General features: G+C 59.0%; 21 protein-coding genes. 9 read left to right on the top strand and 12 right to left on the bottom strand.

What is annotated here, in order from left to right:
• Nucleotides 1-378: 378 nt before the first annotated feature.
• Nucleotides 379-501 (top strand): small membrane protein, encoded by a 123-nt coding sequence (locus ABLX76_RS15950; protein ID WP_004175940.1) that lies wholly within the window; start codon nucleotides 379-381, stop codon nucleotides 499-501.
• Between the two features lie 341 nt (nucleotides 502-842).
• On the opposite strand, the gene patD is transcribed toward ABLX76_RS15950, so the two are convergent.
• The 6 genes from patD to ABLX76_RS15920 all read right to left on the bottom strand — a co-directional run bounded on the left by patD (nucleotide 843) and on the right by ABLX76_RS15920 (nucleotide 7,913).
• Entirely contained in the window at nucleotides 843-2,270 is a 1,428-nt protein-coding gene (patD, locus tag ABLX76_RS15945) for an aminobutyraldehyde dehydrogenase (protein ID WP_049013245.1), read from the bottom strand.
• Nucleotides 2,271-2,292: 22 nt separating this feature from the next.
• Entirely contained in the window at nucleotides 2,293-3,099 is an 807-nt protein-coding gene (locus tag ABLX76_RS15940; RefSeq protein WP_065881573.1) for an ABC transporter permease, read from the bottom strand.
• A complete protein-coding gene (locus tag ABLX76_RS15935) occupies nucleotides 3,089-4,018 on the bottom strand; it encodes an ABC transporter permease (RefSeq protein ID WP_348874840.1) in 930 nt (309 codons plus the stop codon). The genes ABLX76_RS15940 and ABLX76_RS15935 overlap by 11 nt, the downstream gene beginning before the upstream one ends.
• Nucleotide 4,019: 1 nt before the next feature.
• Nucleotides 4,020-5,033, bottom strand: coding sequence for an ABC transporter ATP-binding protein (locus tag ABLX76_RS15930; protein WP_004202778.1), 1,014 nt, complete (start codon nucleotides 5,031-5,033; stop codon nucleotides 4,020-4,022).
• Between the two features lie 16 nt (nucleotides 5,034-5,049).
• Nucleotides 5,050-6,195 (bottom strand): putative ABC transporter substrate-binding protein YdcS, encoded by a 1,146-nt coding sequence (gene ydcS, locus ABLX76_RS15925; RefSeq protein WP_023289895.1) that lies wholly within the window; start codon nucleotides 6,193-6,195, stop codon nucleotides 5,050-5,052.
• Between the two features lie 305 nt (nucleotides 6,196-6,500).
• The gene (locus tag ABLX76_RS15920) at nucleotides 6,501-7,913 is read right to left on the bottom strand and encodes a PLP-dependent aminotransferase family protein (RefSeq protein ID WP_332081549.1); all 1,413 of its coding nucleotides are present in this window, start codon (nucleotides 7,911-7,913) and stop codon (nucleotides 6,501-6,503) included.
• Between the two features lie 720 nt (nucleotides 7,914-8,633).
• On the opposite strand from ABLX76_RS15920, the gene ABLX76_RS15915 reads away from it, so the two are divergent.
• The 5 genes from ABLX76_RS15915 (at nucleotide 8,634) to ABLX76_RS15895 (ending at nucleotide 11,930) form a co-directional block, all read left to right on the top strand.
• Nucleotides 8,634-10,031, top strand: a complete 1,398-nt coding sequence (locus ABLX76_RS15915; RefSeq protein ID WP_004202782.1) for a cytochrome ubiquinol oxidase subunit I — start codon at nucleotides 8,634-8,636, stop codon at nucleotides 10,029-10,031.
• Nucleotides 10,031-11,041 carry a cytochrome d ubiquinol oxidase subunit II gene (cydB, locus tag ABLX76_RS15910; protein WP_023289897.1) on the top strand — a complete coding sequence of 337 codons (1,011 nt, stop codon included), beginning with the start codon at nucleotides 10,031-10,033 and terminating at the stop codon, nucleotides 11,039-11,041. The genes ABLX76_RS15915 and cydB overlap by 1 nt, the downstream gene beginning before the upstream one ends.
• Nucleotides 11,041-11,166, top strand: coding sequence for a DUF2474 domain-containing protein (locus ABLX76_RS15905; protein WP_004202785.1), 126 nt, complete (start codon nucleotides 11,041-11,043; stop codon nucleotides 11,164-11,166). The genes cydB and ABLX76_RS15905 overlap by 1 nt, the downstream gene beginning before the upstream one ends.
• Nucleotides 11,167-11,262: 96 nt before the next feature.
• On the top strand, nucleotides 11,263-11,547 hold the full coding sequence (locus ABLX76_RS15900) for a hypothetical protein (protein WP_087849256.1): 285 nt from the start codon (nucleotides 11,263-11,265) through the stop codon (nucleotides 11,545-11,547).
• 149 nt (nucleotides 11,548-11,696) lie between these two features.
• Nucleotides 11,697-11,930, top strand: coding sequence for a DUF2554 family protein (locus tag ABLX76_RS15895; RefSeq protein ID WP_065881564.1), 234 nt, complete (start codon nucleotides 11,697-11,699; stop codon nucleotides 11,928-11,930).
• A gap of 12 nt (nucleotides 11,931-11,942) precedes the next feature.
• On the opposite strand, the gene ABLX76_RS15890 is transcribed toward ABLX76_RS15895, so the two are convergent.
• Nucleotides 11,943-13,904, bottom strand: a complete 1,962-nt coding sequence (locus ABLX76_RS15890; RefSeq protein WP_218810930.1) for a U32 family peptidase — start codon at nucleotides 13,902-13,904, stop codon at nucleotides 11,943-11,945.
• A gap of 33 nt (nucleotides 13,905-13,937) precedes the next feature.
• Here ABLX76_RS15890 and ABLX76_RS15885 point away from each other — a divergent pair, with 33 nt between their 5' ends.
• Complete coding sequence (locus ABLX76_RS15885) at nucleotides 13,938-14,105, top strand: hypothetical protein (RefSeq protein WP_176377337.1); 168 nt, start codon at nucleotides 13,938-13,940, stop codon at nucleotides 14,103-14,105.
• Nucleotides 14,106-14,115: 10 nt separating this feature from the next.
• Here the strand turns inward: ABLX76_RS15885 and ABLX76_RS15880 are convergent, their stop codons facing one another.
• Nucleotides 14,116-14,685, bottom strand: a complete 570-nt coding sequence (locus ABLX76_RS15880; protein ID WP_023289901.1) for an XRE family transcriptional regulator — start codon at nucleotides 14,683-14,685, stop codon at nucleotides 14,116-14,118.
• A gap of 183 nt (nucleotides 14,686-14,868) precedes the next feature.
• On the opposite strand from ABLX76_RS15880, the gene ABLX76_RS15875 reads away from it, so the two are divergent.
• Nucleotides 14,869-16,035 carry a benzoate/H(+) symporter BenE family transporter gene (locus tag ABLX76_RS15875; protein ID WP_241515874.1) on the top strand — a complete coding sequence of 389 codons (1,167 nt, stop codon included), beginning with the start codon at nucleotides 14,869-14,871 and terminating at the stop codon, nucleotides 16,033-16,035.
• Here the strand turns inward: ABLX76_RS15875 and ABLX76_RS15870 are convergent.
• Nucleotides 16,012-16,881, bottom strand: coding sequence for an AraC family transcriptional regulator (locus ABLX76_RS15870; RefSeq protein ID WP_064154536.1), 870 nt, complete (start codon nucleotides 16,879-16,881; stop codon nucleotides 16,012-16,014). The two genes, ABLX76_RS15875 and ABLX76_RS15870, sit on opposite strands and share 24 nt — an antisense overlap.
• Nucleotides 16,882-17,067: 186 nt before the next feature.
• Here ABLX76_RS15870 and ABLX76_RS15865 point away from each other — a divergent pair, with 186 nt between their 5' ends.
• The gene (locus ABLX76_RS15865) at nucleotides 17,068-17,964 is read left to right on the top strand and encodes a DMT family transporter (RefSeq protein ID WP_348874833.1); all 897 of its coding nucleotides are present in this window, start codon (nucleotides 17,068-17,070) and stop codon (nucleotides 17,962-17,964) included.
• Between the two features lie 47 nt (nucleotides 17,965-18,011).
• Here the strand turns inward: ABLX76_RS15865 and ABLX76_RS15860 are convergent, their stop codons facing one another.
• The 3 genes from ABLX76_RS15860 to tehA all read right to left on the bottom strand — a co-directional run bounded on the left by ABLX76_RS15860 (nucleotide 18,012) and on the right by tehA (nucleotide 20,539).
• Entirely contained in the window at nucleotides 18,012-18,680 is a 669-nt protein-coding gene (locus ABLX76_RS15860; RefSeq protein WP_004202796.1) for a DUF3313 domain-containing protein, read from the bottom strand.
• A 261-nt stretch (nucleotides 18,681-18,941) separates the two neighbouring features.
• Nucleotides 18,942-19,538, bottom strand: a complete 597-nt coding sequence (tehB, locus tag ABLX76_RS15855; RefSeq protein ID WP_241515876.1) for a tellurite resistance methyltransferase TehB — start codon at nucleotides 19,536-19,538, stop codon at nucleotides 18,942-18,944.
• Complete coding sequence (gene tehA / locus ABLX76_RS15850; protein ID WP_048297635.1) at nucleotides 19,535-20,539, bottom strand: dicarboxylate transporter/tellurite-resistance protein TehA; 1,005 nt, start codon at nucleotides 20,537-20,539, stop codon at nucleotides 19,535-19,537. The genes tehB and tehA overlap by 4 nt, the downstream gene beginning before the upstream one ends.
• Nucleotides 20,540-20,583 lie beyond the last annotated feature (44 nt).

Here is a 20,583-nt window from a genome sequence, read left to right as displayed (position 1 = left end):
GCGCCGGTTATTAAATATTGCGAATAAATATTACCCGTTAACCGTAAATATAAAAGCCTTATTTATCGTCGTGAAATAGTTTCTGTTCAGCGCAATCTGATTCGTCTGATAAAGATAATATTTCGCCAATCGCAAACCAAAAGATTATCGCGCGTTGGCCGAAAATGCGATATACCGCGCAGGCGCTGGATCTTAATAAGATAAAAGGCGGCTACAAGCCGTTGTAACTTAACCTTTTCATGTCAGGCCTCGCTGGCGAGGGCCCCCAATAGCGCTAAATGACAACAAATATCATTTGCCTTCTCTTCAGAGAATACTTACATTCATAACTATTGGTAATGTTTTTAGCGCTGTGCGCTTTTCTATTTCGAGGTGGATATGTCCGGAATCATCACCCTGGTCATCGCGCTGATCCTGCTGGTCGCGGCGGTGTATAATCTTATTTCCTATATACGGGACCGTCGCAGCGCCAGCTTGCCGAGCAAAAAAACCAAGCGCTGAACACGGTTAACGCGATTTCCTTCCTGCGCCAGCATCGCTGGCATACTCCTCTTCCTGGCTTAGTGCGGACATAAAAAAAGCCCCTGCCATCAGGCAGGGGCCGGTATTGGGTCGCAAACCGCGACGTTGCCGCCTCACCCGCCGGGCGCGACGCGCCCAGGGTGACTGGCGAACCCCATCCGGCGCTTATCTCCGGCACTCACGATGGCTTAGCTCTTGAAGGGGTATCAGAATAATCTCACATTCCCCGCCGCGAGTTTTAACCATTTTTGCCATCGTGACTATTAGCGAACTAACACACCCATTGCGTAATCATTCGTTGCCGCTTATGGGTCAATCCGTTAGCCATGTTTAACCATCACATGGCGGACCACGGTGTAATCCTCAAGGCCATACATCGACATGTCTTTCCCATAGCCCGACAGCTTCTGGCCGCCATGCGGCATTTCACTCACCAGCATAAAGTGGGTATTGACCCAGGTGCAGCCGTACTGCAGCCTGGCGCTGAGCCGGTGGGCGCGGCCAACATCTTTCGTCCACACCGAAGAGGCCAGACCATACTGGGAGTCATTTGCCCAGCTCAGGGCCTGCGCTTCATCGCTGAAAGGCGTCACGCTGACCACCGGGCCAAACACTTCGCGCTGCACGATGGCGTCTTCCTGCCGGGCGCCGGCGAGCAGCGTCGGCTGGAAATAATAGCCCGCGCCGTCCGCCCGATTGCCGCCGGTCACCACTTTAATATGTGGTAGCGCCTTTGCGGCTTCCACCGCGGCGCTAACGCGCTCAAGATGGGCCAGCGAGCTCAGCGGTCCCAGCTCGGTGGCGGCATCCTCCGGCGCTCCCATTTTCAGGCTGGCCACCGCCGCCCCGAGCTTCTCCACCAGCTGCTCATAAATACCCTGTTGGGCGTAGATCCGGCAGGCGGCCGTACAGTCCTGGCCGGCGTTGTAAAACCCGAAGGTCCGAACGCCATCCACCACCGCATCGATATCCGCGTCGTCAAAGACGATGACCGGCGCCTTACCGCCCAGCTCCATATGGGTACGTTTAATCGACGAGGCGGTATGGCCGATGATATGCGCGCCGGTGGCAATCGACCCGGTCAGGGAAACCATTCGCACCTTCGCGTGGGCGGTCAGCGGATCGCCCACCGTTTTGCCGCGGCCGAACAGTACGTTGACCACCCCTTCCGGGAAAATATCTTTTGCCAGCTCTGCCAGCTTCAGCGCCGTCAGCGGGGTGATCTCGGAGGGTTTTATCACCACGCAGTTGCCTGCCGCCAGCGCCGGGCCCAGCTTCCAGGCCGCCATCATCAGGGGATAGTTCCACGGCGCGATGGAGGCCACCACGCCCACCGGGTCGCGACGGATCATCGAGGTATGCCCTTCCAGATACTCTCCGGCCGCCATTCCCGGCAGGCAGCGGGCGGCGCCGGCGAAAAAGCGGAAAACGTCCGCAATGGCCGGCATCTCATCGTTAAGCACGCAGTGCAGCGGCTTGCCGCAGTTCAGCGACTCCAGCTGCGCCAGGGTCTCCGCCTGCGCCGCGATGGCATCCGCCAGCTTCAGCAGACATTCCGCGCGCGTTTTCGGCGTCGTCTGGCTCCAGGCGTCGAACGCCCGATCCGCCGCCTCAACGGCGGCATCCACCTGGGCCGCTGTCGCTTCGGCAATCTCCAGGATCACATCGCCGGTCGCAGGGTTGTATACCGGCACCTTCTCGCCTTCACCTGCCACTAACTTACCGTTTATCAAGAGGTTGTGTTGCATAGCATTATCCTGTTTCATGGTTTTATTTCCCGTTTCCGGCGACGTTATCGCCGTCGCGGGTGAGCCACCAGGCCCCTAAGATTGGTATCGTTGTTACCAGCATCACCAACAGCGCGACAACGTTGGTGACGGGCACATCTCGCGGCCGCCCCAGCTGATTCAGTAACCACAGCGGCAAAGTTCGCTCATGCCCCGCGGTAAAAGTCGTGACGATGATTTCATCAAATGACAGGGCGAATGCCAGCATCCCGCCCGCCAGCAGCGCCGATCCCAGATTGGGCAGCACCACGTAGCGAAAGGTCTGCCAGCCGGTCGCCCCCAAATCCATCGAGGCCTCCACCAGGCTCCAGGAGGTCCGGCGGAAGCGGGCGATGACGTTGTTAAACACCACCACCACGCAGAAGGTCGCGTGCCCCACCACGATGGTCAGCAGCCCAGGCTCAAGGCCGACCGCTTTAAAGGCGGTCAGGAGCGCCAGGCCGGTAATAATCCCCGGCAGGGCGATGGGCAGCAGCAGCAGTAGCGACACCGCGTTCTTACCAAAAAAGGTGCTCCGCCACAGGGCTCCTGCAGCAAGCGTGCCAAGCACTAAGGCAATGGACGTCGACAGGGCGGCAATTTTAAGTGACAACGTCACTGCCTCCAGAATATCGCTGCGCCCTGCCGCCTCGCTGAACCAGCGCAGCGTCAGCCCCTGCGGCGGAAAACTGAAGGCGGCATCTTCCGTATTAAAAGCATAGATGGCGATGATCAGCAGCGGAAAGTGGAGAAAGACCACCCCGCCCCATGTCGCCAGTTTCAGATACCAGGGTGCGCGTTCAGAGTGCATCGAAGGCTCCCAGACGTTTCACGAACGCCAGATAAAGGGCAATCAGCACGATCGGCACGAGGGTAAACGCCGCCGCCATCGGCATATTGCCGATCGCCCCCTGCTGCGAGTAAACCATATTGCCGATAAAGTACCCCGGCGGGCCGACCAGCTGCGGCACGATAAAATCGCCCAGCGTCAGCGAAAAGGTGAAGATCGACCCGGCGGCAATCCCGGGAATAGCCAGCGGCAGGACCACGTAGCGGAAGGTCTGCCGCGGGGCGGCGCCAAGATCGGCCGAGGCCTGCAGCAAAGAGCCCAGGATACGCTCCAGCGCCGCCTGCACCGGCAGGATCATAAAAGGCAGCCAGATGTAGACGAAGACCAGGAAGCGTCCGAGTCCGGAGGTGGATAAGGTGTTGCCGCCCACCGCCGGGATGGTCAGCAGAGCGTTCAGCGCCCCTTCCAGCCCGAGATGGCCGAGGAACCACTGCGCCACGCCATCTTTGGCCAACAGCAGCACCCACGCGTAGGCTTTGACGATATAGCTGGCCCACATCGGCAGCATGACCGCGATATAAAAGAAGGCCTTCATTTTGCCGCTGGTGTAGCGCGCCATATACCAGGCCATCGGCAGCGCCAGCAGGGCACTGGCCAGCGTCACGCACAGCGCCATGACCAGGGTGCGAACGATAATATCGTAGTTGGCAGGGTTGAACAGCGCCTGCAGATTGGCCAGCGTGAAGTCGCTGGTCACCGACATGGTGAAGTCGTCAAAAGTATAGATACTCTGCCACAGCAGGGTCAGCAGCGATCCCAGGTAGACGATGCCAAACCACATCAACGGCCCAAGCAGCAGCAAAAACAGGCCCAGCGCCGGCCGGCGCCAGAAGATCCCCGATACGCGTCCGGCCTGCGCAGGAACAATCGCCATGGTCATCTCAGCCTCCGCTTTCCAGCGGGGTCATCGCCGCGCGCGACCATGACGCCTGCACCGTTTGCCCGGTTCGCGGAACGCTCGCCGCCGCCGCGCCGTCGATATTGGCCTGACTGACCAGCAGCTTGTCGCCATCCGCCAGCCGGAGCTCGATCCGCGTTGCCGCCCCCTGATACTGTACCGCCTGCACCACGCCCTGCACCTGCACTTCGCCGCCGCCCTGCAGGCGAACATGTTCCGGGCGCAGCGACCAGCAGCCCGCCAGGCCGCATAGCCGCCGGGCCGCCTCGGCCTCAAAGACGTTGGCGGTGCCGACAAAACCGGCGACAAAGGCGGTCTTCGGATGCAGATAAAGATCCTGCGGGGCATCCACCTGCTCAATGCGCCCGTTGTTAAACACCGCCACGCGATCGGACATCGACAGCGCTTCGCTCTGGTCGTGGGTGACGAAGATGAAGGTGATCCCCAGCGACTGCTGCAGCTTTTTCAGCTCCACCTGCATCTGCTCGCGCAGCTTTAAATCCAGGGCGCCCAGCGGCTCGTCGAGCAGCAGCACCCGCGGCTGGTTCACCAGCGCCCGGGCGATGGCGACCCGCTGCCGCTGACCGCCAGAGAGCTGGGAAGGCTTGCGATGGTGCGCAAAACCGAGGGCCACCTTCTCCAGCGCCTCCTGGGCGCGGGCATGGCGCGCTTTCTTCGCCACGCCTTTGACCATCAGGCCGTAAGCGACATTGTCGAGGATCGACATATGGGGAAACAGCGCATAGTCCTGGAACACGGTATTGACGTCCCGCTGCCAGGGCGGCAGCTCGCTGGCCGGCTGACCGAAGATCCGGATGGTGCCGCCGGAGAGCTGCTCAAAACCGGCAATCAGCCGCAGGCAGGTGGTTTTCCCCGAGCCCGAAGGTCCCAGCATGGAGAAAAACTCGCCGTCGCGGATGCCAATGCTGACCCCGTCCACCGCCCGCACATCGCCATACAGGCGCGATACATTCTGAAACTCGACCGCGTACGTCATTGTTTGCCTCCGATCCTTAGCGGCCACCCATTATCGCAATGTAGTCCTGCGTCCAGCGGCTGTAGGGAACGTATTTCCCCCCCTCGGCAACCGGTGTTTTCCAGAAGTGGATGCGGGCAAACTGGTCATAGCCGTTGGTCTCACAGCCCTTCTCTCCGAGCAGCGCGCTGGCTTTACAGCCCTCAGGCACCACCGGCAGCGAGCCGAACCAGGCCGCTACATCGCCCTGCACCTTCGGCGTGAGCGACCAGTTCATCCATTTATAAGCGCAGACCGGGTGCTTCGCTTCGCTGTGCAGCATGGTGGTATCCGCCCAGCCGGTCACCCCCTCCTTCGGAAATACGGTAGCGACAGGCTGGCCTTCCGCCTTCAGGCCGTTGGCCTGATAGGGCCACGAGCTGGAGGCGGCCACCCCTTCGTTTTTGAAGTCGTTCATCTGCACGGTGGCGTCATGCCAGTAGCGGTGGATCAGCGGTTGCTGGTCACGCAGCACCTTCAGCACCGCGTTGTACTGGGTTTCGGTCAGTTGATAGGGATCTTCGATCCCCAGTTGCGGTTGGGTGGCTTTGACAAACAGCGCGGCGTCGGCGATATAGATCGGGCCATCATAGGCCTGCACCCGCCCCTGATTGGTTTTGCCATCCGGAAGATCCTGCTTCACGAAGACCACGCTCCAGCTGTCCGGCGGCGTCGGGAATACGCGGGTGTTGTACATCAGCAGATTCGGTCCCCACTGATACGGCGTGCCGTAAACTTTGCCCCCGACGTTAAACCATGCCCCTTGCGCAATGCGCGGGTCGAGAGTGTGCCACCCGGCAATCAGCGCTGTGTTAATCGGTTGAACGCGTTTGCCCATGATCAGACGCAGCGAAGCATCGCCCGAGGCAGTCACCAGATCGTAGCCGCCCTTGGCCATCAGGCTAACCATTTCGTCAGAGGTGGCGGCAGTTTTCACATTAACCTGACAGCCGGTCTCTTTTTCAAACTGGCTGACCCAGTCGTACTGCTTGTCGGTCTGACCGCGTTCGATATACCCCGGCCAGGCAATAATATCCAGCCGCCCTTCCGGTTTATCCAGCGAGGTGAGTGGCTCAGCCGCCTGGACGGTCAGGCAGGCCATCCCCAGCACATAAAGGCTGCAACGGGCCAATTTTTTGCTCATCAGGTGTTACTCCTGTCACAAGGGAATTAGCGGCAGCCGTGCCGTAAAAATATCTCCTGAAATAAGGGTAGTCAGCGGATTAACGCCCTCGGGGGAATTTATTCAGGTTGTGACCCGGGACGCATTACGCAAAAATCGCCAACACAAGACTGACTTTATGGATTATAGACAACGAGTTAGAGAAAAAGGAGGGGTATGCGTATTTCCTATGGTGAGTGCCGGTAAAATAATGACCGGCCTCGATAAAAATCCATCTTCGTTTATTTTTAGCGATTGTTTATCGCGGCGAATAATAGCCAAAGCGCTCAGGAAAGCTGCTCACGAATTAGCTCGCCCAGGCGCTTCACCCCCTGCTCTTCGCGTTCTCCCCAGCCCCAGGCGGTATTAAAGCGGAAAAACGAGGTCCAGCTGGCGGAGGTGGAGAACATTTTTCCCGGGGCGATGCTGATGTGCGACGCCAGCGCCCTGGCGCTCAGCACGCTGGCGTCGGCCCCTTCCGGTAGTTCGATCCACAGAAAATAGCCGCTGTCGCTGTGATGGATAGTGACCTCCGGCGGCAGATGGCGCAGCAGCGCCTGCCAGGCCTGCTGTTTACGTTCCGCCAGCTGGCGACGGAGACGGCGCAGATGGGCGTCATAGCGTTTGGTCGACAGGTAATCCACCAGGGCTAACTGCATCGGCGAGCTGGTGGAGAGCGTACTCATCAGCTGCAGCTGCTGGATCCGCCGCGCCTGTTTCCCGGCCGCCACCCAGCCGATGCGAAAGCCGGGCACCAGACATTTTGAAAACGAACTGCAGTGCAGCGTCATATCCTGTTGATCCCAAAACTTCGCCGGCAACGGCTTCTCGCGGCCAAAGTAGAGCTCGCTGTAAACATCATCTTCAATCAGCATCACGTCATAGCGCGCCAGCAGCGCCACCAGCGCTGCTTTTTTTTCGACGCTGAGGGTGAAGCCGAGCGGGTTCTGGCCGTTGGTCATCAGCCAGCAGGCCTTGACCGGATAGTTTTGCAGGGCCGCCTCCAGCGCCGTCAGGTCAATGCCCTCTTTGACGTCGGTGGCCACCGACAGCGCCTTCAGACGCAGCCTCTCCAGTGCCTGCAGGGCTCCGTAGAAACAGGGATTTTCCACCACCACCCAGTCGCCGGGCTCGGTCACCGCCTGCAGGCTGAGGTTTAGCGCCTCCAGCGCTCCAGCGGTAATGACGATCTCGTCGGGCGAGACGTTCATCCCCTGCAGGGCATAGCGCCGGGCAATGGCGTGCCGTAGCTCCGCGTTGCCCGGCGGCAGGTTCTCAATCACGCTCATGGCGGTGGCGGTTTTACTCACCTGCGCCAGCGAACGGTTAAGCTGCTGGAGTGGAAAGAGACGCGGGTCCGGGAAGGCCGAGGCAAAGGGCAGCATTGACGCCTGGCGGCTGGCCTGGAGCACCTCAAAGATGTAAGTATTGATATCTACCGCTTCATCGCGGGTCACCTGAGCAGGCGGCGCCGGCTGACGAAGCTTCACCGGCTGGGGGGCGACGTAATATCCCGACTGCGGTCGGGCGACGATGCGCCCCTGGCTTTCCAGTAGCTGATAGGCATGGCTGACGGTCATAAAGCTCATGCCGCTGCTGACCACCTGCTCGCGCAGCGAGGGGAGCCGATCGCCCGGCAACCAGACGCCAAGCGCGATCTGGTCGGTCAGCTGCTGCGCCAGCTGTTGATACTTTTTCATTGTCACCCTTTCCTTGCTGCAACCTCCCTTTATCATATATCAGTTGTTATAAATTAACACTTTTAAGTAACTGTTATGTAAAACAGCGCAACCAGGTCACACAGAACGCCCGCTGGAAAGGTTCACGAGAAAATTGTCCAAAAAAACGATATGATGCATAACCAAAAAATGAACATGATACCGATGGTAATACATAAGCTATGTAATCCTTTTTCTGACATGACCATTCCCTTTTATTGATATCCTGAGAATAAAATACAAAGCGCGGCTAAACACGACAATTTAAAATTATTTAATTCATAATTAACTGCCTCATACTTTTTACTGATTCTCATACTAACAAACGTGTGCAGACGTTAAATTCATTAATAAAGAACAGATAATAAAATGCTATATCTGTCGTAATCAGAGGATATTACTCACAAAAATTCAACGACCGCGCTTTCCCGGGCAGCTTCAGGTCTAAGCTGATCCGTAAGACTACGATAATACAGTGAAAATAGATTATTAATATTTTCCTGGCCAACAATCTGGCTTTGCTTTCAGCGTTAAAAATGACGCTTTTCACCCGGGAATTTCCATGTTGGCGGTCCCCGGAGACAGGCAAAAAGATCATAACAGCCGCCAACTGTTATGATAAAAAATGAACCGACTGCCTCTGCCCCCTTGCCGCTACCCTGCCTAAAATTGCGCTGAATCAATTTTGTTGTGGAGTCCTGCATGTTCGGTCTTGATGCATTCCATCTGGCGCGAATTCAATTCGCCTTTACGGTCTCGTTTCATATTATCTTTCCCGCCATCACCATTGGCCTGGCAAGCTACCTGGCGGTTCTCGAAGGCCTGTGGCTGAAAAGCAAAAATCCCACCTGGCGCTCGCTGTACCATTTTTGGTCGAAGATCTTCGCCGTCAACTTCGGTATGGGAGTGGTGTCCGGGCTGGTGATGGCCTATCAGTTCGGCACTAACTGGAGCGGTTTTTCGCAGTTCGCGGGCAGCATCACCGGCCCCCTGCTGACCTATGAAGTCCTGACGGCGTTCTTTCTGGAAGCCGGTTTTCTCGGGGTCATGCTCTTCGGCTGGAACCGCGTGGGGCCAGGGCTGCACTTTTTCGCCACCTGCATGGTGGCGCTGGGGACTATCATCTCGACCTTCTGGATCCTCGCTTCCAACAGCTGGATGCAGACCCCGCAGGGGTTTGAGATCGTCGATGGCCAGGTGGTGCCCGTCGACTGGCTGGCGGTGATCTTTAACCCGTCTTTCCCCTACCGCTTGCTGCACATGACGGTGGCGGCATTTCTCAGCAGCGCGCTGTTTGTCGGCGCCTCGGCGGCCTGGCATCTGCTGCGCGGCAATCAGTCGCCAGCGATCCGCAAGATGTTCTCCATGGCGCTATGGATGACGCTGCTGGTCGCGCCGGTCCAGGCGCTGATCGGCGATATGCATGGCCTGAACACCCTGAAACACCAGCCGGCAAAAATCGCCGCCATTGAGGGCCACTGGGAAAACCCGCCCGGCGAGCCGACGCCGTTATTATTGTTTGGCTGGCCAGATATGGAACAGGAGCGCACCCGCTACGGGCTTGAGATCCCGGCGCTGGGCAGTCTGATCCTCACCCACAGCCTGGATAAACAGGTGCCGGCGCTGAAGGAGTTCGCCCCTGAGGATCGGCCAAACTCCACCGTGGTGTTCTGGTCATTTCGCCTGATGGCTGGTCTCGGCATGCTGATGTTGCTGCTCGGGGCGCTTGCCCTGTGGCTGCGCCGCGGCGACCGGCTGTACCACTCGCGGCCGTTTCTGCGCTTTGCCCTGTGGATGGGCCCCTCAGGACTGATTGCCATTCTCGCCGGCTGGGTGACTACCGAAGTGGGCCGCCAGCCATGGGTGGTGTATGGCGTTCAGCGCACCGCCGAGGCGGTTTCCGCCCACGGCGATCTGCATATGTCGGTCAGTTTGTTGACCTTTATTGTGGTTTACAGCGCCGTCTTCGGGGTCGGCTACAGCTACATGCTGCGCCTGATCCGCAAGGGACCGCAGGAGGTGCAACCCGCGACAACCGGTACGCCAGCCCGCCCGCTGTCCGCCGCTACTGAAGGTTATCTGCAGAAGGAGTCCCGCTAATGGGTATCGAATTATCGGTGATCTGGTTCGTAATTATCGTCTTTGCCACGCTGATGTACATCGTCATGGACGGCTTTGATCTGGGCATTGGCATGCTGTTCGGCACGGTCCGGGGGAGCACTGAGCGCGACGTGATGGTGAACAGCGTCGCCCCGGTATGGGATGGCAATGAGACCTGGCTGGTGCTGGGCGGCGCCGGTCTGTTTGGCGCCTTTCCCCTCGCCTACGCGGTGATAATCGACGCCCTGTCGATCCCCCTGACCCTGATGCTGATCGGCCTGATCTTTCGCGGCGTGGCCTTTGAATTTCGTTTCCAGGCCACGCCGTCGCACCGGCCATTCTGGGACCGCGCCTTCTTTGGCGGTTCCCTGCTGGCGACCTTCAGCCAGGGCGTGGTGGTCGGAGCGGTGATCGACGGATTTACCGTCAGCGGTCGCGCCTTCAGCGGCGGCATGTTTGACTGGCTGACCCCGTTCAGCCTGTTTTGCGGACTCGGGCTGTGCGTGGCCTATGCGCTGCTCGGCGCTACCTGGCTGGTGATGAAGAGCGAAGGCGCGCTGCAGCAGCGGATGCGCAGCGCGTCGCGACAGTTGCTGGTTGCCCTGCTGGCGGTGTTTGCCGTCATCAGCCTGTGGACGCCGCTGGCGCACCCGGCGATCGCCGCCCGCTGGTTCAGCCTGCCGAATCTCTATTTCCTGCTGCCGGTGCCGCTGCTGGTGCTCCTGATTAGCGCCTGGCTGTGGCGCACACTGCCTCTGCACGACCGCCATGTCTCGCCTTTCACCCTAACGCTGGGCCTGGTGTTTCTCGGCTTTAGCGGCCTGGGGATCAGCATCTGGCCGCATATTATTCCGCCATCGATTACCTTGTGGCAGGCCGCCGCCCCGCCGCAAAGCCAGGGCTTTATGCTGGTGGGCGCGCTGCTGATTATTCCGGTTATTCTTGGCTATACCTGCTGGAGCTATTACGTGTTCCGCGGCAAAGTCCAGCCAGGGGAGGGTTATCATTGATGAAAACCGTCTGGTCCAAACGTCTGCTGTGGCTGATCGCGCTGTGGGGAGGCAGCGTGCTGACGCTGGCCGCCATCAGCCTGCTGTTTCGCCTGCTGATGACCGCCGCAGGTCTTAAAGTTTGAGCCAGGATGCAGAGTCATCCGGATCCGGAGCTCTCCATCTTGTCTTCACTTTTACCTGCTGAAATACGCGGACACATCAGAAGAAAGGATATTGCTATGAAGAAGTTAGCTTTACTGTCTGCCGCGATGACCCTGGGAATATCGTCATGGGCTTTCGCTGCCGACAACCCGCCGCCGCCGCCAGAAAAAAGCGCACAGCATCAGGGTAAATCGGCGGCGAAAAACGGCCAGCACGACGGTAAGCAAGCGCAACACAACGGCAAGCAGCCGCGGCATGATGGCAAGCAGCCGCAACGAGACGGCAAACAACCGCAGCCTGATGGTAAGCAGCCGCCAAAAGGCGGTGAGCACAGCGGGAAACCACGGCCGCCAAAAGCGTAATCCGTCACGCCTGGCCTTCTGCGCCAGGCTTTTTTCACCCTCTTTCAGCAGACATTGACAAACCCTTGCCCTTCTTTGATAAACCGGGAAAAAAACCTGCACAGCGCCTGGCATAGTAAGCCCACGCCATTGATTCACAGAGAAAAGGTATGTTGAGGAAAAGCATGAGCGCCCTGCTGTTGCTGTGCGCGCTTTTTTCCGGGCATCTGCTGGCCCACCGTCAGGGGCACGATTACTTTCCGGTACAGAGCCTCGAGCAGCAGCTGCTGCACGAGGCGGATAGCGATGAGCTTCGCAGCCGGTGCGAAGAGAACGCCGCCGACCTGCGCGAGCATCACCGCTGGCAGGACGCCCGCAAACCGCGGGCATCACACAGCCAGTAGCGTCGCCGCGGATCAGGCCCCTTTGCGCTTCGGCAGGGTCTTCATCAGCTCGTCCGGGCTAACGGAGGCCACGATGCTACCCGGGTGCGGCATTTTGAGGATATGGTTTTTGATCTTGCCGACCACATGCATTTCGCACGGACGGCAGTCAAACTTCAGGGTCAGCACTTCGTCGCCATGAATCAGCTGCATCGGCGTGGCTTTCCAGCTCTTGATGGAGCCTTTCGCCTGTTTCGGACAGAGATTGAAGGCAAAGCGCAGGCAATGTTTAGTGATCATCACCGGCACATCGCCCTTCTCTTCGTGGGCTTCATAGGCGGCGTCAATCAGCTGCACGCCATAGCGCTGGTAGAACGCCCGCGCCTTGTGGTTATAGACGTTGGCGAGGAAGGAGAGATGTGTCTCAGGGTAGACCGGCGGCGGCACAGAGACCGGCTTACGGGTGCCGCGCTGCCAGGCGTTGAGCCGCGCGTCATCCAGCATTTCGGCCGTTTCACGCCGCAGCTGGTTGAGCAGGCTATTGGGCACAAACAGCGGCGGCAGATTGACCTGCACCTCGCGCGCATAGTAAATGGTTTGTCCCAGTTTTGTGACACCGTCACGCAGGTTAGCCAGCGCTTTCTCCGCCTGGTTAGCTTCGGCGAACACCCCGTCAAGGGTGTGGGTCACGCTGACGCCATCTTCACAGGTCATGGTGAGAACCAGCTGCTCCTGCCAGCCGCTTAGGGTGACGTCTACGGCAATGCGGCGTTCGCTGGAGGTCTTCAGCAGCGCCTGCTGCCAGTTGTGATCGAGGTTGCGGTTGAGCGCCTGATGCGGGCGCACTTTGTGCAGATCCGCAGGCATCTCGTTCGGCCACACCCGATAGCGATTTTCGCCGGTTTTTTCCACGGTATTGGCGCGGAAGCCCACCACTTCACGCTTAATCATCACGTTAAGGCCATCGCCGTTGGTTAACGGTTCGCTGACCTCAACGTCGAGATGGTCTTTACCCACCTTCAGCACTTCGCCCACCGGCAGTCCGATAAATTTTGGCGAATCAAAGGCGCCGATATCGCCTTTACGGGCATTAACGAAGTAATCGGTGCTGCCGCGGTGGAAGGTTTTATCGGTGGACGGGATAAAGAAATGCTCGGTGCGCCCTGCCGAGGCGCGCGCGAGATCGCCGCGGTCTTCAATGATGGCGTCCAGCATCTGGCGGTAGTGAGCGGTGATGTTTTTCACGTAGCTCATGTCTTTGTAACGGCCTTCGATTTTGAAGGAGCGCACCCCGGCATCGATCAGCGCCGCCAGGTTGGCGGTCTGGTCGTTGTCTTTCATCGACAGGAGATGTTTTTCATAGGCCACCACTCGCCCCTGATCGTCCTTCAGGGTATACGGCAGGCGGCAGGCCTGCGAGCAGTCGCCGCGGTTGGCGCTGCGTCCGGTCTGGGCGTGGGAAATGTAGCACTGGCCGGAATAGGCCACGCACAGCGCGCCATGGATAAAGAATTCGATGGTGGCGTCAGTATTATCGTAGATGGCTTTGATTTGACTGAGGTTCAGCTCGCGCGCCAGCACGATCTGGCTGAAACCGGCGTCTGAGAGAAACTTTGCTTTCTCCACGCTGCGGATGTCGCACTGGGTGCTGGCGTGCAGCTCGATCGGCGGCAGGTCCAGCTCCATGATCCCCATATCCTGGACAATCAGCGCATCGACGCCCGCGTCGTAAAGGTCGGTAATCAGCCGCTGCGCCGGCTCCAGCTCATCGTCATGCAGAATGGTGTTCAGCGTCACAAAGACCTTGGCGCCAAAGCGATGGGCGAAAGGCACCAGACCGGCGATGTCGCTCAGGCTGTTGCTGGCGTTGTGGCGGGCGCCAAAGCCAGGTCCACCGATATAAACGGCGTCGGCGCCGTGAAGGATCGCTTCGCGAGCGATACCGGCGTCGCGGGCAGGACTAAGAAGTTCAAGACGATGATTGTGCAGGCGCATACGCGTGTTGTTATCCAGTATAAGGGGGTCGAAATGGCGGCTATTGTAGTCAGAACCGGGCGCAGACGAAAACCTTTTCCGCCGTCGCGGGACGACGAATTTTCAGTTTTCAGCAAAGTATTGAAGGAAAAGATATTTCCCTCAAATCAGCGTACAGAGTACTGTCATCACGTATTCCGGATTTTCCTCGTCACGTTGTGAGTGGTTATCATCAGTCATCTTGTCTGGCCGCGGGTTCGCCTGCGGTTTTTTCTTTTGGATAGTGGATAAGCGAATGGAAATGAGCCGCCTGGGCGCCGCTGTTCCGGTAGGCATGCGCCGCATCGCCGGCGAAGCGCCGACCCTCACCCGCCTGCAGCGAGTGCCACTCCCCCTGTAAGCAGAGATCCAGGGTACCGCTAATCACGACAACATGCTCAATCACCCCTTGCTCATGCGGCGTCGATTCGCTCAGCGCCCCGGGAGCAAGGGTTATCGAGAAATGATCAAAGCGCAACTCCGGGTCCCACGGGAAGACCGGGGTCACCACCATCGCCTGCTGCTGCGGGTCAAACGCGGAGGGCGCCGCGCCGTCATCCGGAACGATAAATGCCGAAAACGGCACGTTCAGCCCGGTGGCAATCTTCCACAGGGTCGCGACCGTCGGACTCGATTCATTCCGCTCAATCTGCCCGAGCATGGCTTTCGACACCCCGGTCTCTTCCGCCAGACGCGACAGGCTCCAGCCGCGCTGCTGACGCAGATTTTTGAGGGTGGCCGCCAGATGTTGCGCAATATTCATCCTACCTCCTGATTTTTCAGCCCAGAGTATACCTCCATTTGCCTGATTCAACAGGGCGATTAGCGGCATCGCGGGCCGTTTGCGACAAGAGCCTCGGTGCGCAGCCCTCACCACGCAGGAACCTTGTGCGCTAAAACGCACAATGATAGAGTGATCGGATGTTATAACGCACAAGAGAAAACTATGCGCTCGTTTACCGTTCCGCTTCCCAGCCTGTTCGCCGGCTTCGTCGCCGTGCTGGTGGGCTACGCCAGCTCTGCCGCCATCATCTGGCAGGCTGCCGCTGCCGCCGGCGCCACGCCCGCGCAGATCGCCGGCTGGATGACGGCCCTGGGCCTCGCCATGGGCGTCAGCACCCTCGCGCTGAGCGGCTGGCGAAAAGTGCCGGTGCTCACCGCCTGGTCAACGCCGGGCGCCGCCCTGCTGGTCAGCGGCCTGCAGGGGGTGACCCTCCCTGAGGCGGTGGGTGTATTTATCTTCGCCAATGCGCTGATCGTCCTTTGCGGCGTTACCGGCCTGTTTGCCCGGCTGATGAAAATCATTCCCCATTCGCTGGCCGCCGCGATGCTGGCCGGCATTCTGCTGCGTTTCGGTTTGCAGGCCTTCGCCGGCTTCCAGGATCATCTGCTGCTGTGCGGCGGCATGCTCGCCGCCTGGCTTCTGTGTAAGGCGCTATGGCCCCGCTTCGCCGTGGTCGCCGCGCTGGTTGCCGGGGCGCTGATTGCCGCGGCCTCCGGGGAGGTGGCCAGCGCCGCTGTGCCGCTGGCGTTTGTGGCGCCGGAATGGGTCGCCCCGCAGTTTACCCCGGCGCTGCTGCTCAGCGTCGGCCTGCCGTTCTTCCTCGTGACCATGGCCTCACAGAACGCGCCCGGGTTCGCTACTCTGCAGGCATCAGGCTATGCCGTACCGGTCTCCGCGCTGATCGTTGTCTGCGGGGGGCTGGCGCTGCTGCTGGCGCCGTTTGGGGTTTACTCGATCTGTATTGCGGCGATCACCGCCGCCATTTGCCAGAGCCCGGAAGCGCACCCGGATCCGCAGAAGCGTTGGCTGGCGGCCATGGCCGCAGGCGGTTTTTATCTGCTGGCCGGTCTGTTCGGGGGATCGATCACCGCGCTGATGTCGGCCCTGCCGCCAGCGTGGATCCAGATGCTGGCCGGCCTGGCGTTGCTCGGCACCATCGGCGGTAGTCTGTTTCAGGCGGTACATCAGGCCAGTGAGCGCGACGCGGCGGTGCTGACCTTTCTGATCACCGCCAGCGGCGTGACGCTGGCGGGAATTGGCTCCGCATTCTGGGGCGTGGTGCTCGGCGGAGTGAGCTACGGCGTGCTATCCGCGCTGCGCCGCCCGTAGCTGGGTCGGCGTCAGGCCGGTGGCGGCTTTGACCCGATGGCTGAAATGGCTGGCGGAGCTGAAACCGCAGGCCAGAGCGATCTCGGTGAGCGGCAGCGCGCTGTGGCAGATCAGGTTTTGCGCCTTCGCCATTCGCTGCTGCATCACATATTGATGCGGAGCCATATTCAGCGACTGGCGGAACATACGGGCAAAATGAAATTCACTCAGTCCCGCCTGCTGCGCCAGGTCGGCCAGGGTCAGTGGCTGATCGAGGTGAGCGTCGATCCAGGCCAGCACGTGACGCTTCACCCCCGGCGCCAGTCCCCCGGTGACCGAAGGCAAACGCCACTGCACGGTGGAATAGTGCTGGATCAGATGGGTAAGCAATAAACTGCTGGCGGCGCTAAGGGTCAGCTGGTTCGCCGGCTGTCGCCAGTCATTAGCCAGCAAAAACTGACGATACACGGTGGTGATTTTGTCATCGCTGGCGAAGGTTTTCTCCTGCAGGGTGAAGTTCGCCGGGCTGCGATCCCACACCTCCTCCCCGACGCGGCGCAGATGCGCATCGGTACAATAGAGATGGACAAACGACAGATCGCCGCGGATATCCCAGACGCTTTCATCGCCTTTCGGCATCAGGCAAAAGCGATCCGGGCCGCCGCCATTCTTCCAGCCGTGCGGCGTCTTTTGATAGCTTTCATAACCATCGGCGACGTACAGGCTTAAGGTATGATGATCGCTGCGTACCGTTACGGTATCGCAGTTGTTATACCAGGCGGCCAGTTGAATACCGGAATTCAGCTCCACGGTGCCCTTCAGCACCGCGTTCTGTCGCCGTAATGTTTCAAACGTCCCGTAACCCATCGCCTTCACGCATCTGTCCTGTCTGGAAAAACTCTAGTCTAGGGAGACTGCGGCGCGGTTTCCAGTCCTCACCGCCGGCGAAAGACAAATAAGCGCAAGAATTTGCAAGCCGACAACAAGCGGGTGAAAGCCGCAGGTTGCGGCAGGCGGCATACTCCTCCCTTCAACAGGCAGAGGAGAACCAAGGTGAACGCATTACTTTATGCACTCGTTGTCGTTATCTGGGGAACAACGTGGATTGCGATTTTTTTACAGCAGGGGCCGGTGGCGGCGCCGGTATCGATTTTCTGGCGTTTCGCCGTGGCCAGCGTCACGATGCTGGCGATTCTGCTCGTCACGCGACGTCTGCGGCCGCTGGGCGCGAAGGACCATCTCTGCTGCCTGCTGCAGGGCTGCTGCGTCTTCTGCTTCAATTTCTGGTGCTTTTATACCGCCGCCGCCTGGATCAACACCGGTCTGGAATCGGTGATCTTTTCCATGGCGGTGCTGTTTAACGCCATCAACAGCTTTCTTTTCTTCCGTCAGCAGCCGCCGGGACGCTTCTGGGCTGCTGCCGCGCTCGGTCTGGCCGGTATCGTCACCCTGTTCTGGGATGACCTGCTGGCCAACGGGCTGAACGCTTCGCTACTGTGGGGGATCGGTCTGAGCGCGCTGGGCACTTACGGCTTTTCGCTGGGCAATATGTTCAGTATTCGTCACCAGCGGCGGGGGCTGGAGACGCTGACCACCAACAGCTGGGCGATGCTGTACGGCACGCTGGTGATGGGCGCCATCGCACTCCTCCGCGGGGATAATTTTATGCCGGAGTGGACCGTCAGCTATCTTGGCGCCCTGCTTTACCTGGCGCTGTTCGGCTCAGTTGTCGCCTTCGGCGCCTATTTCACCCTTGTGGGACGCATCGGCGCCAGCAAAGCCGCCTACAGTACGCTGCTGTTTCCGCTGGTCGCCCTGTCCATCTCCACCGTCTATGAAGGCTATGTATGGCACAGCAACGCCGTTATCGGACTGGCGATGATCCTGTTGGGTAATCTGGTGATGTTTGCCAAACCGGAACAGCTGCTGCTGCGCCGAAAGCTGGCCTGAAACGGCGGAAGATAAAACAGCGCCGTCGGCAGACGGCGCTGGCGAGATTACCGCTGGGAAGGGTCGAATTTGACGGCGTCGACCGCCATATCATCGATCACCTGCTTCATGGTTTCGATGGTCAGCGGCGTGTTTTCATTGGCCAGGGTTTTTCCTTCCCCTTTACGAACCACTTTGATCACCGGCTTGTTAGTGCTGGCGTCAATCAGTTCAGCTTCAAAATAGAGGTCGGTGTCCATCGTACGATGGCCGGTGGCGGCCTGAGTACCGGCAACAATCATCGCGACCGGAACCACTTCATAGAACTGCAGCCCTTCTTTGCTGGAGTCCACCCCGGTGATCGCTCCGCGGAAAATAAGGCTACGCTTGCCGGCGGTGGTAGCCAGCGGTTTACGCTCGGAAATGGCCTGTTTGAGCTGTTTGTTGGTGTAATTAAGAATATCCTGCAGCGCCTTTTCACCGACCTGGGTCGTCGGCTTCGGTACCGGATAGTACGTTACCGGATGGTAGACGACATTATCGTAGTTAGCCGGATTGTAGTTTGGGTCGATCCAGCGCAGCTCCGACTTGCCGGAGGCCGTGGTGGCTTCTTTCAGGTTGGAATAATCTTTTAAAAAGCCCGAATACTGATTCGGCTGCGCCAGTTTGGACGCACAGCCCGTCAACGCTAACATCCCCGCCAGAGCGGCGACTTTAAATAACACGCGAGTACGCATAAAGAGATCCCTGTAAATGCAGTTTTTTCGGCAGACGTTATAGCAGATAAGACCCAGTAGTTTTGTGACAAAATGAGGGCTTCGTCAAGGAAGATATACAAATATTGATGGGATCAACATTACGTTATTAAATAATTACTTAATAGGTGAACAGGTCGCCTTTAACCCTCTTTTCAGCGAGGCTTTTCGCGCTGCTTTATCCGATGGGTATTAGCGCAAGGCGGCGCGGTCAATCTCAGCCATTTCACGCGCCGCTGAGGATTATGCGGGCTTGCGCGCCAGCAGCGTGGCGAAGCGCAGTTTGATCCGGTTGCCGCTGGCGTCGGTCCGATGCAGCTCACCGACGTCCTCATTGTATTTCAGTAATTCCCAGCTCCGGTAGTACTCCCGAAGTTCATCGGGTTTAAAAGCAAACGGGAAGCCGACGGTGCAGGGATAGTCCTCGGTGTCCATCGCCGCGACAATCAGGTTATAGCCCCCGGCGGCGGTGCAACGCTGCATATTGGCGATGAGACCCGGGATAGCGCCGGCCTCAAGAAACATCATCACCACGGTGGAGAGGATCAGATCATACTCGCCGTCAAAGGTCAGGCTGTTGAGGTCTTTCACCGCGGTCTGCAGATTATCCAGCCCTTCGGCGGCGCGAATAGTCTCCAGATTATTGATGCTCATCGCATTTTTATCCCACGCCGTCACCGTGAAGCCGTTTGCCGCCAGATAAAGGCTGTTACGTCCGTTGCCGCAGCCCAGATCCAGCGCCCGCCCCGGCGGCACCATCGTCGCGGCATGCAGCACCTCGGAGTGGGTGCGGGTCAGGCCATATTTTTGACTAAAATAGTCCGCGTCACGCGTTGTCATGATCCTTCCTTCTTATTCAGGAGTGTTTCCCGGTCGACCTGTAGCAACAGTTTCCCGCTGACCAACAGCAGCCCTGTGCGCAGCAGCAGCAGGCCAATGACCAGATTGCTAAAAATAAAGAGCGGCAGCGCCAGATGATGAAAAAAGCCGTCCGCCTTCGCCTGGCCCAGATGCAGGCCGGTAGTGGCCAGTGCGGAAATACCGAACGAGAAGCTCCAGAAAGAAGCATTGAACGGCTGGCGAAGATACCAGGGCATCAGACGCAGCATAAACAGCAGCTGCAGCAGACCGTAGCCAAACAGCAGCTTAGCAAAGGTATCAGCCTCCCCGCCGTTGACGCTGAGCCAGGCGCTGCAGGCCACCAGCGCAGGCGCCAGCTGGATCCCCAACGACGTGCGCAGCGCGGTCGGCAGTTCGCCTGCGCTGCGCAGACGATGGAGGATAGCCGGCTCAAGGCTCAGCCAGGAGAAGACTCCGGCGCCAAGGAACACCAGTCCGGCGTCGGTAAACCCCAGCGCGCCGCAGGCCATCGCGCTGATAAAATTATTCGCCACCGTAGGCAGATACAGCCCCGGCGTGGTGGCCTCGCGAGGATGGTTTCCCCGCCACAGGCCGCCGCTTTGCCAGGCGGCATAGGCGAGCTGCAGCGCCACGCCCGGCACAAACAGCCCGATGGCCAGCGGCCGGCACCAGGGTACCAGACCAATCGATACCAGCAAGGTAGTGGCGGGAAACAGGCTGACGAAGCTGCTGCTGACGGGATGTCGCATCTCCTGCAGCACACTCGCCGGAAAGCGGATCGCCCGGCTGATAAACGCCATGCTGAGCAGGACCCACATCGCCATCGCCAGCGTCACCAGCCCATCACCAATGCTGCGGCTGACCGGCCAGAGGGTGCTGGCGTAACGCCAGGCAAAGCCCATCCCAATGGTGCCGAGCACCATGCCAAAGTAACCCGCCGGCAGATTCAGCACCTGCCGCGATGTATGCGTTTTGTTCATTTTATTGATGATATCAATTTAATTTGAAGTTGCATTCTAAAGGA

Source organism: Klebsiella sp. JB_Kp004, assembly GCF_040065795.1.
Classification (GTDB): Bacteria; Pseudomonadota; Gammaproteobacteria; order Enterobacterales; family Enterobacteriaceae; genus Klebsiella; species Klebsiella quasipneumoniae.
Note: the sequence above shows the minus strand (reverse complement) of the source record. Positions and strands in the feature narration are given on the sequence as shown.

Bases quoted from the DNA above. Each gene is read 5' to 3' on its own strand.
- ABLX76_RS15950 (WP_004175940.1), top strand. From the start codon at position 379: ATGTCCGGAATCATCACCCTGGTCATCGCGCTGATCCTGCTGGTCGCG.
- patD (WP_049013245.1), bottom strand. From the start codon at position 2,270: ATGCAACACAACCTCTTGATAAACGGTAAGTTAGTGGCAGGTGAAGGC.
- ABLX76_RS15940 (WP_065881573.1), bottom strand. From the start codon at position 3,099: ATGCACTCTGAACGCGCACCCTGGTATCTGAAACTGGCGACATGGGGC.
- ABLX76_RS15935 (WP_348874840.1), bottom strand. From the start codon at position 4,018: ATGACCATGGCGATTGTTCCTGCGCAGGCCGGACGCGTATCGGGGATC.
- ABLX76_RS15930 (WP_004202778.1), bottom strand. From the start codon at position 5,033: ATGACGTACGCGGTCGAGTTTCAGAATGTATCGCGCCTGTATGGCGAT.
- ydcS (WP_023289895.1), bottom strand. From the start codon at position 6,195: ATGAGCAAAAAATTGGCCCGTTGCAGCCTTTATGTGCTGGGGATGGCC.
- ABLX76_RS15920 (WP_332081549.1), bottom strand. From the start codon at position 7,913: ATGAAAAAGTATCAACAGCTGGCGCAGCAGCTGACCGACCAGATCGCG.
- ABLX76_RS15915 (WP_004202782.1), top strand. From the start codon at position 8,634: ATGTTCGGTCTTGATGCATTCCATCTGGCGCGAATTCAATTCGCCTTT.
- cydB (WP_023289897.1), top strand. From the start codon at position 10,031: ATGGGTATCGAATTATCGGTGATCTGGTTCGTAATTATCGTCTTTGCC.
- ABLX76_RS15905 (WP_004202785.1), top strand. From the start codon at position 11,041: ATGAAAACCGTCTGGTCCAAACGTCTGCTGTGGCTGATCGCGCTGTGG.
- ABLX76_RS15900 (WP_087849256.1), top strand. From the start codon at position 11,263: ATGAAGAAGTTAGCTTTACTGTCTGCCGCGATGACCCTGGGAATATCG.
- ABLX76_RS15895 (WP_065881564.1), top strand. From the start codon at position 11,697: ATGTTGAGGAAAAGCATGAGCGCCCTGCTGTTGCTGTGCGCGCTTTTT.
- ABLX76_RS15890 (WP_218810930.1), bottom strand. From the start codon at position 13,904: ATGCGCCTGCACAATCATCGTCTTGAACTTCTTAGTCCTGCCCGCGAC.
- ABLX76_RS15885 (WP_176377337.1), top strand. From the start codon at position 13,938: ATGGCGGCTATTGTAGTCAGAACCGGGCGCAGACGAAAACCTTTTCCG.
- ABLX76_RS15880 (WP_023289901.1), bottom strand. From the start codon at position 14,685: ATGAATATTGCGCAACATCTGGCGGCCACCCTCAAAAATCTGCGTCAG.
- ABLX76_RS15875 (WP_241515874.1), top strand. From the start codon at position 14,869: ATGCGCTCGTTTACCGTTCCGCTTCCCAGCCTGTTCGCCGGCTTCGTC.
- ABLX76_RS15870 (WP_064154536.1), bottom strand. From the start codon at position 16,881: ATGGGTTACGGGACGTTTGAAACATTACGGCGACAGAACGCGGTGCTG.
- ABLX76_RS15860 (WP_004202796.1), bottom strand. From the start codon at position 18,680: ATGCGTACTCGCGTGTTATTTAAAGTCGCCGCTCTGGCGGGGATGTTA.
- tehB (WP_241515876.1), bottom strand. From the start codon at position 19,538: ATGACAACGCGTGACGCGGACTATTTTAGTCAAAAATATGGCCTGACC.
- tehA (WP_048297635.1), bottom strand. From the start codon at position 20,539: ATGAACAAAACGCATACATCGCGGCAGGTGCTGAATCTGCCGGCGGGT.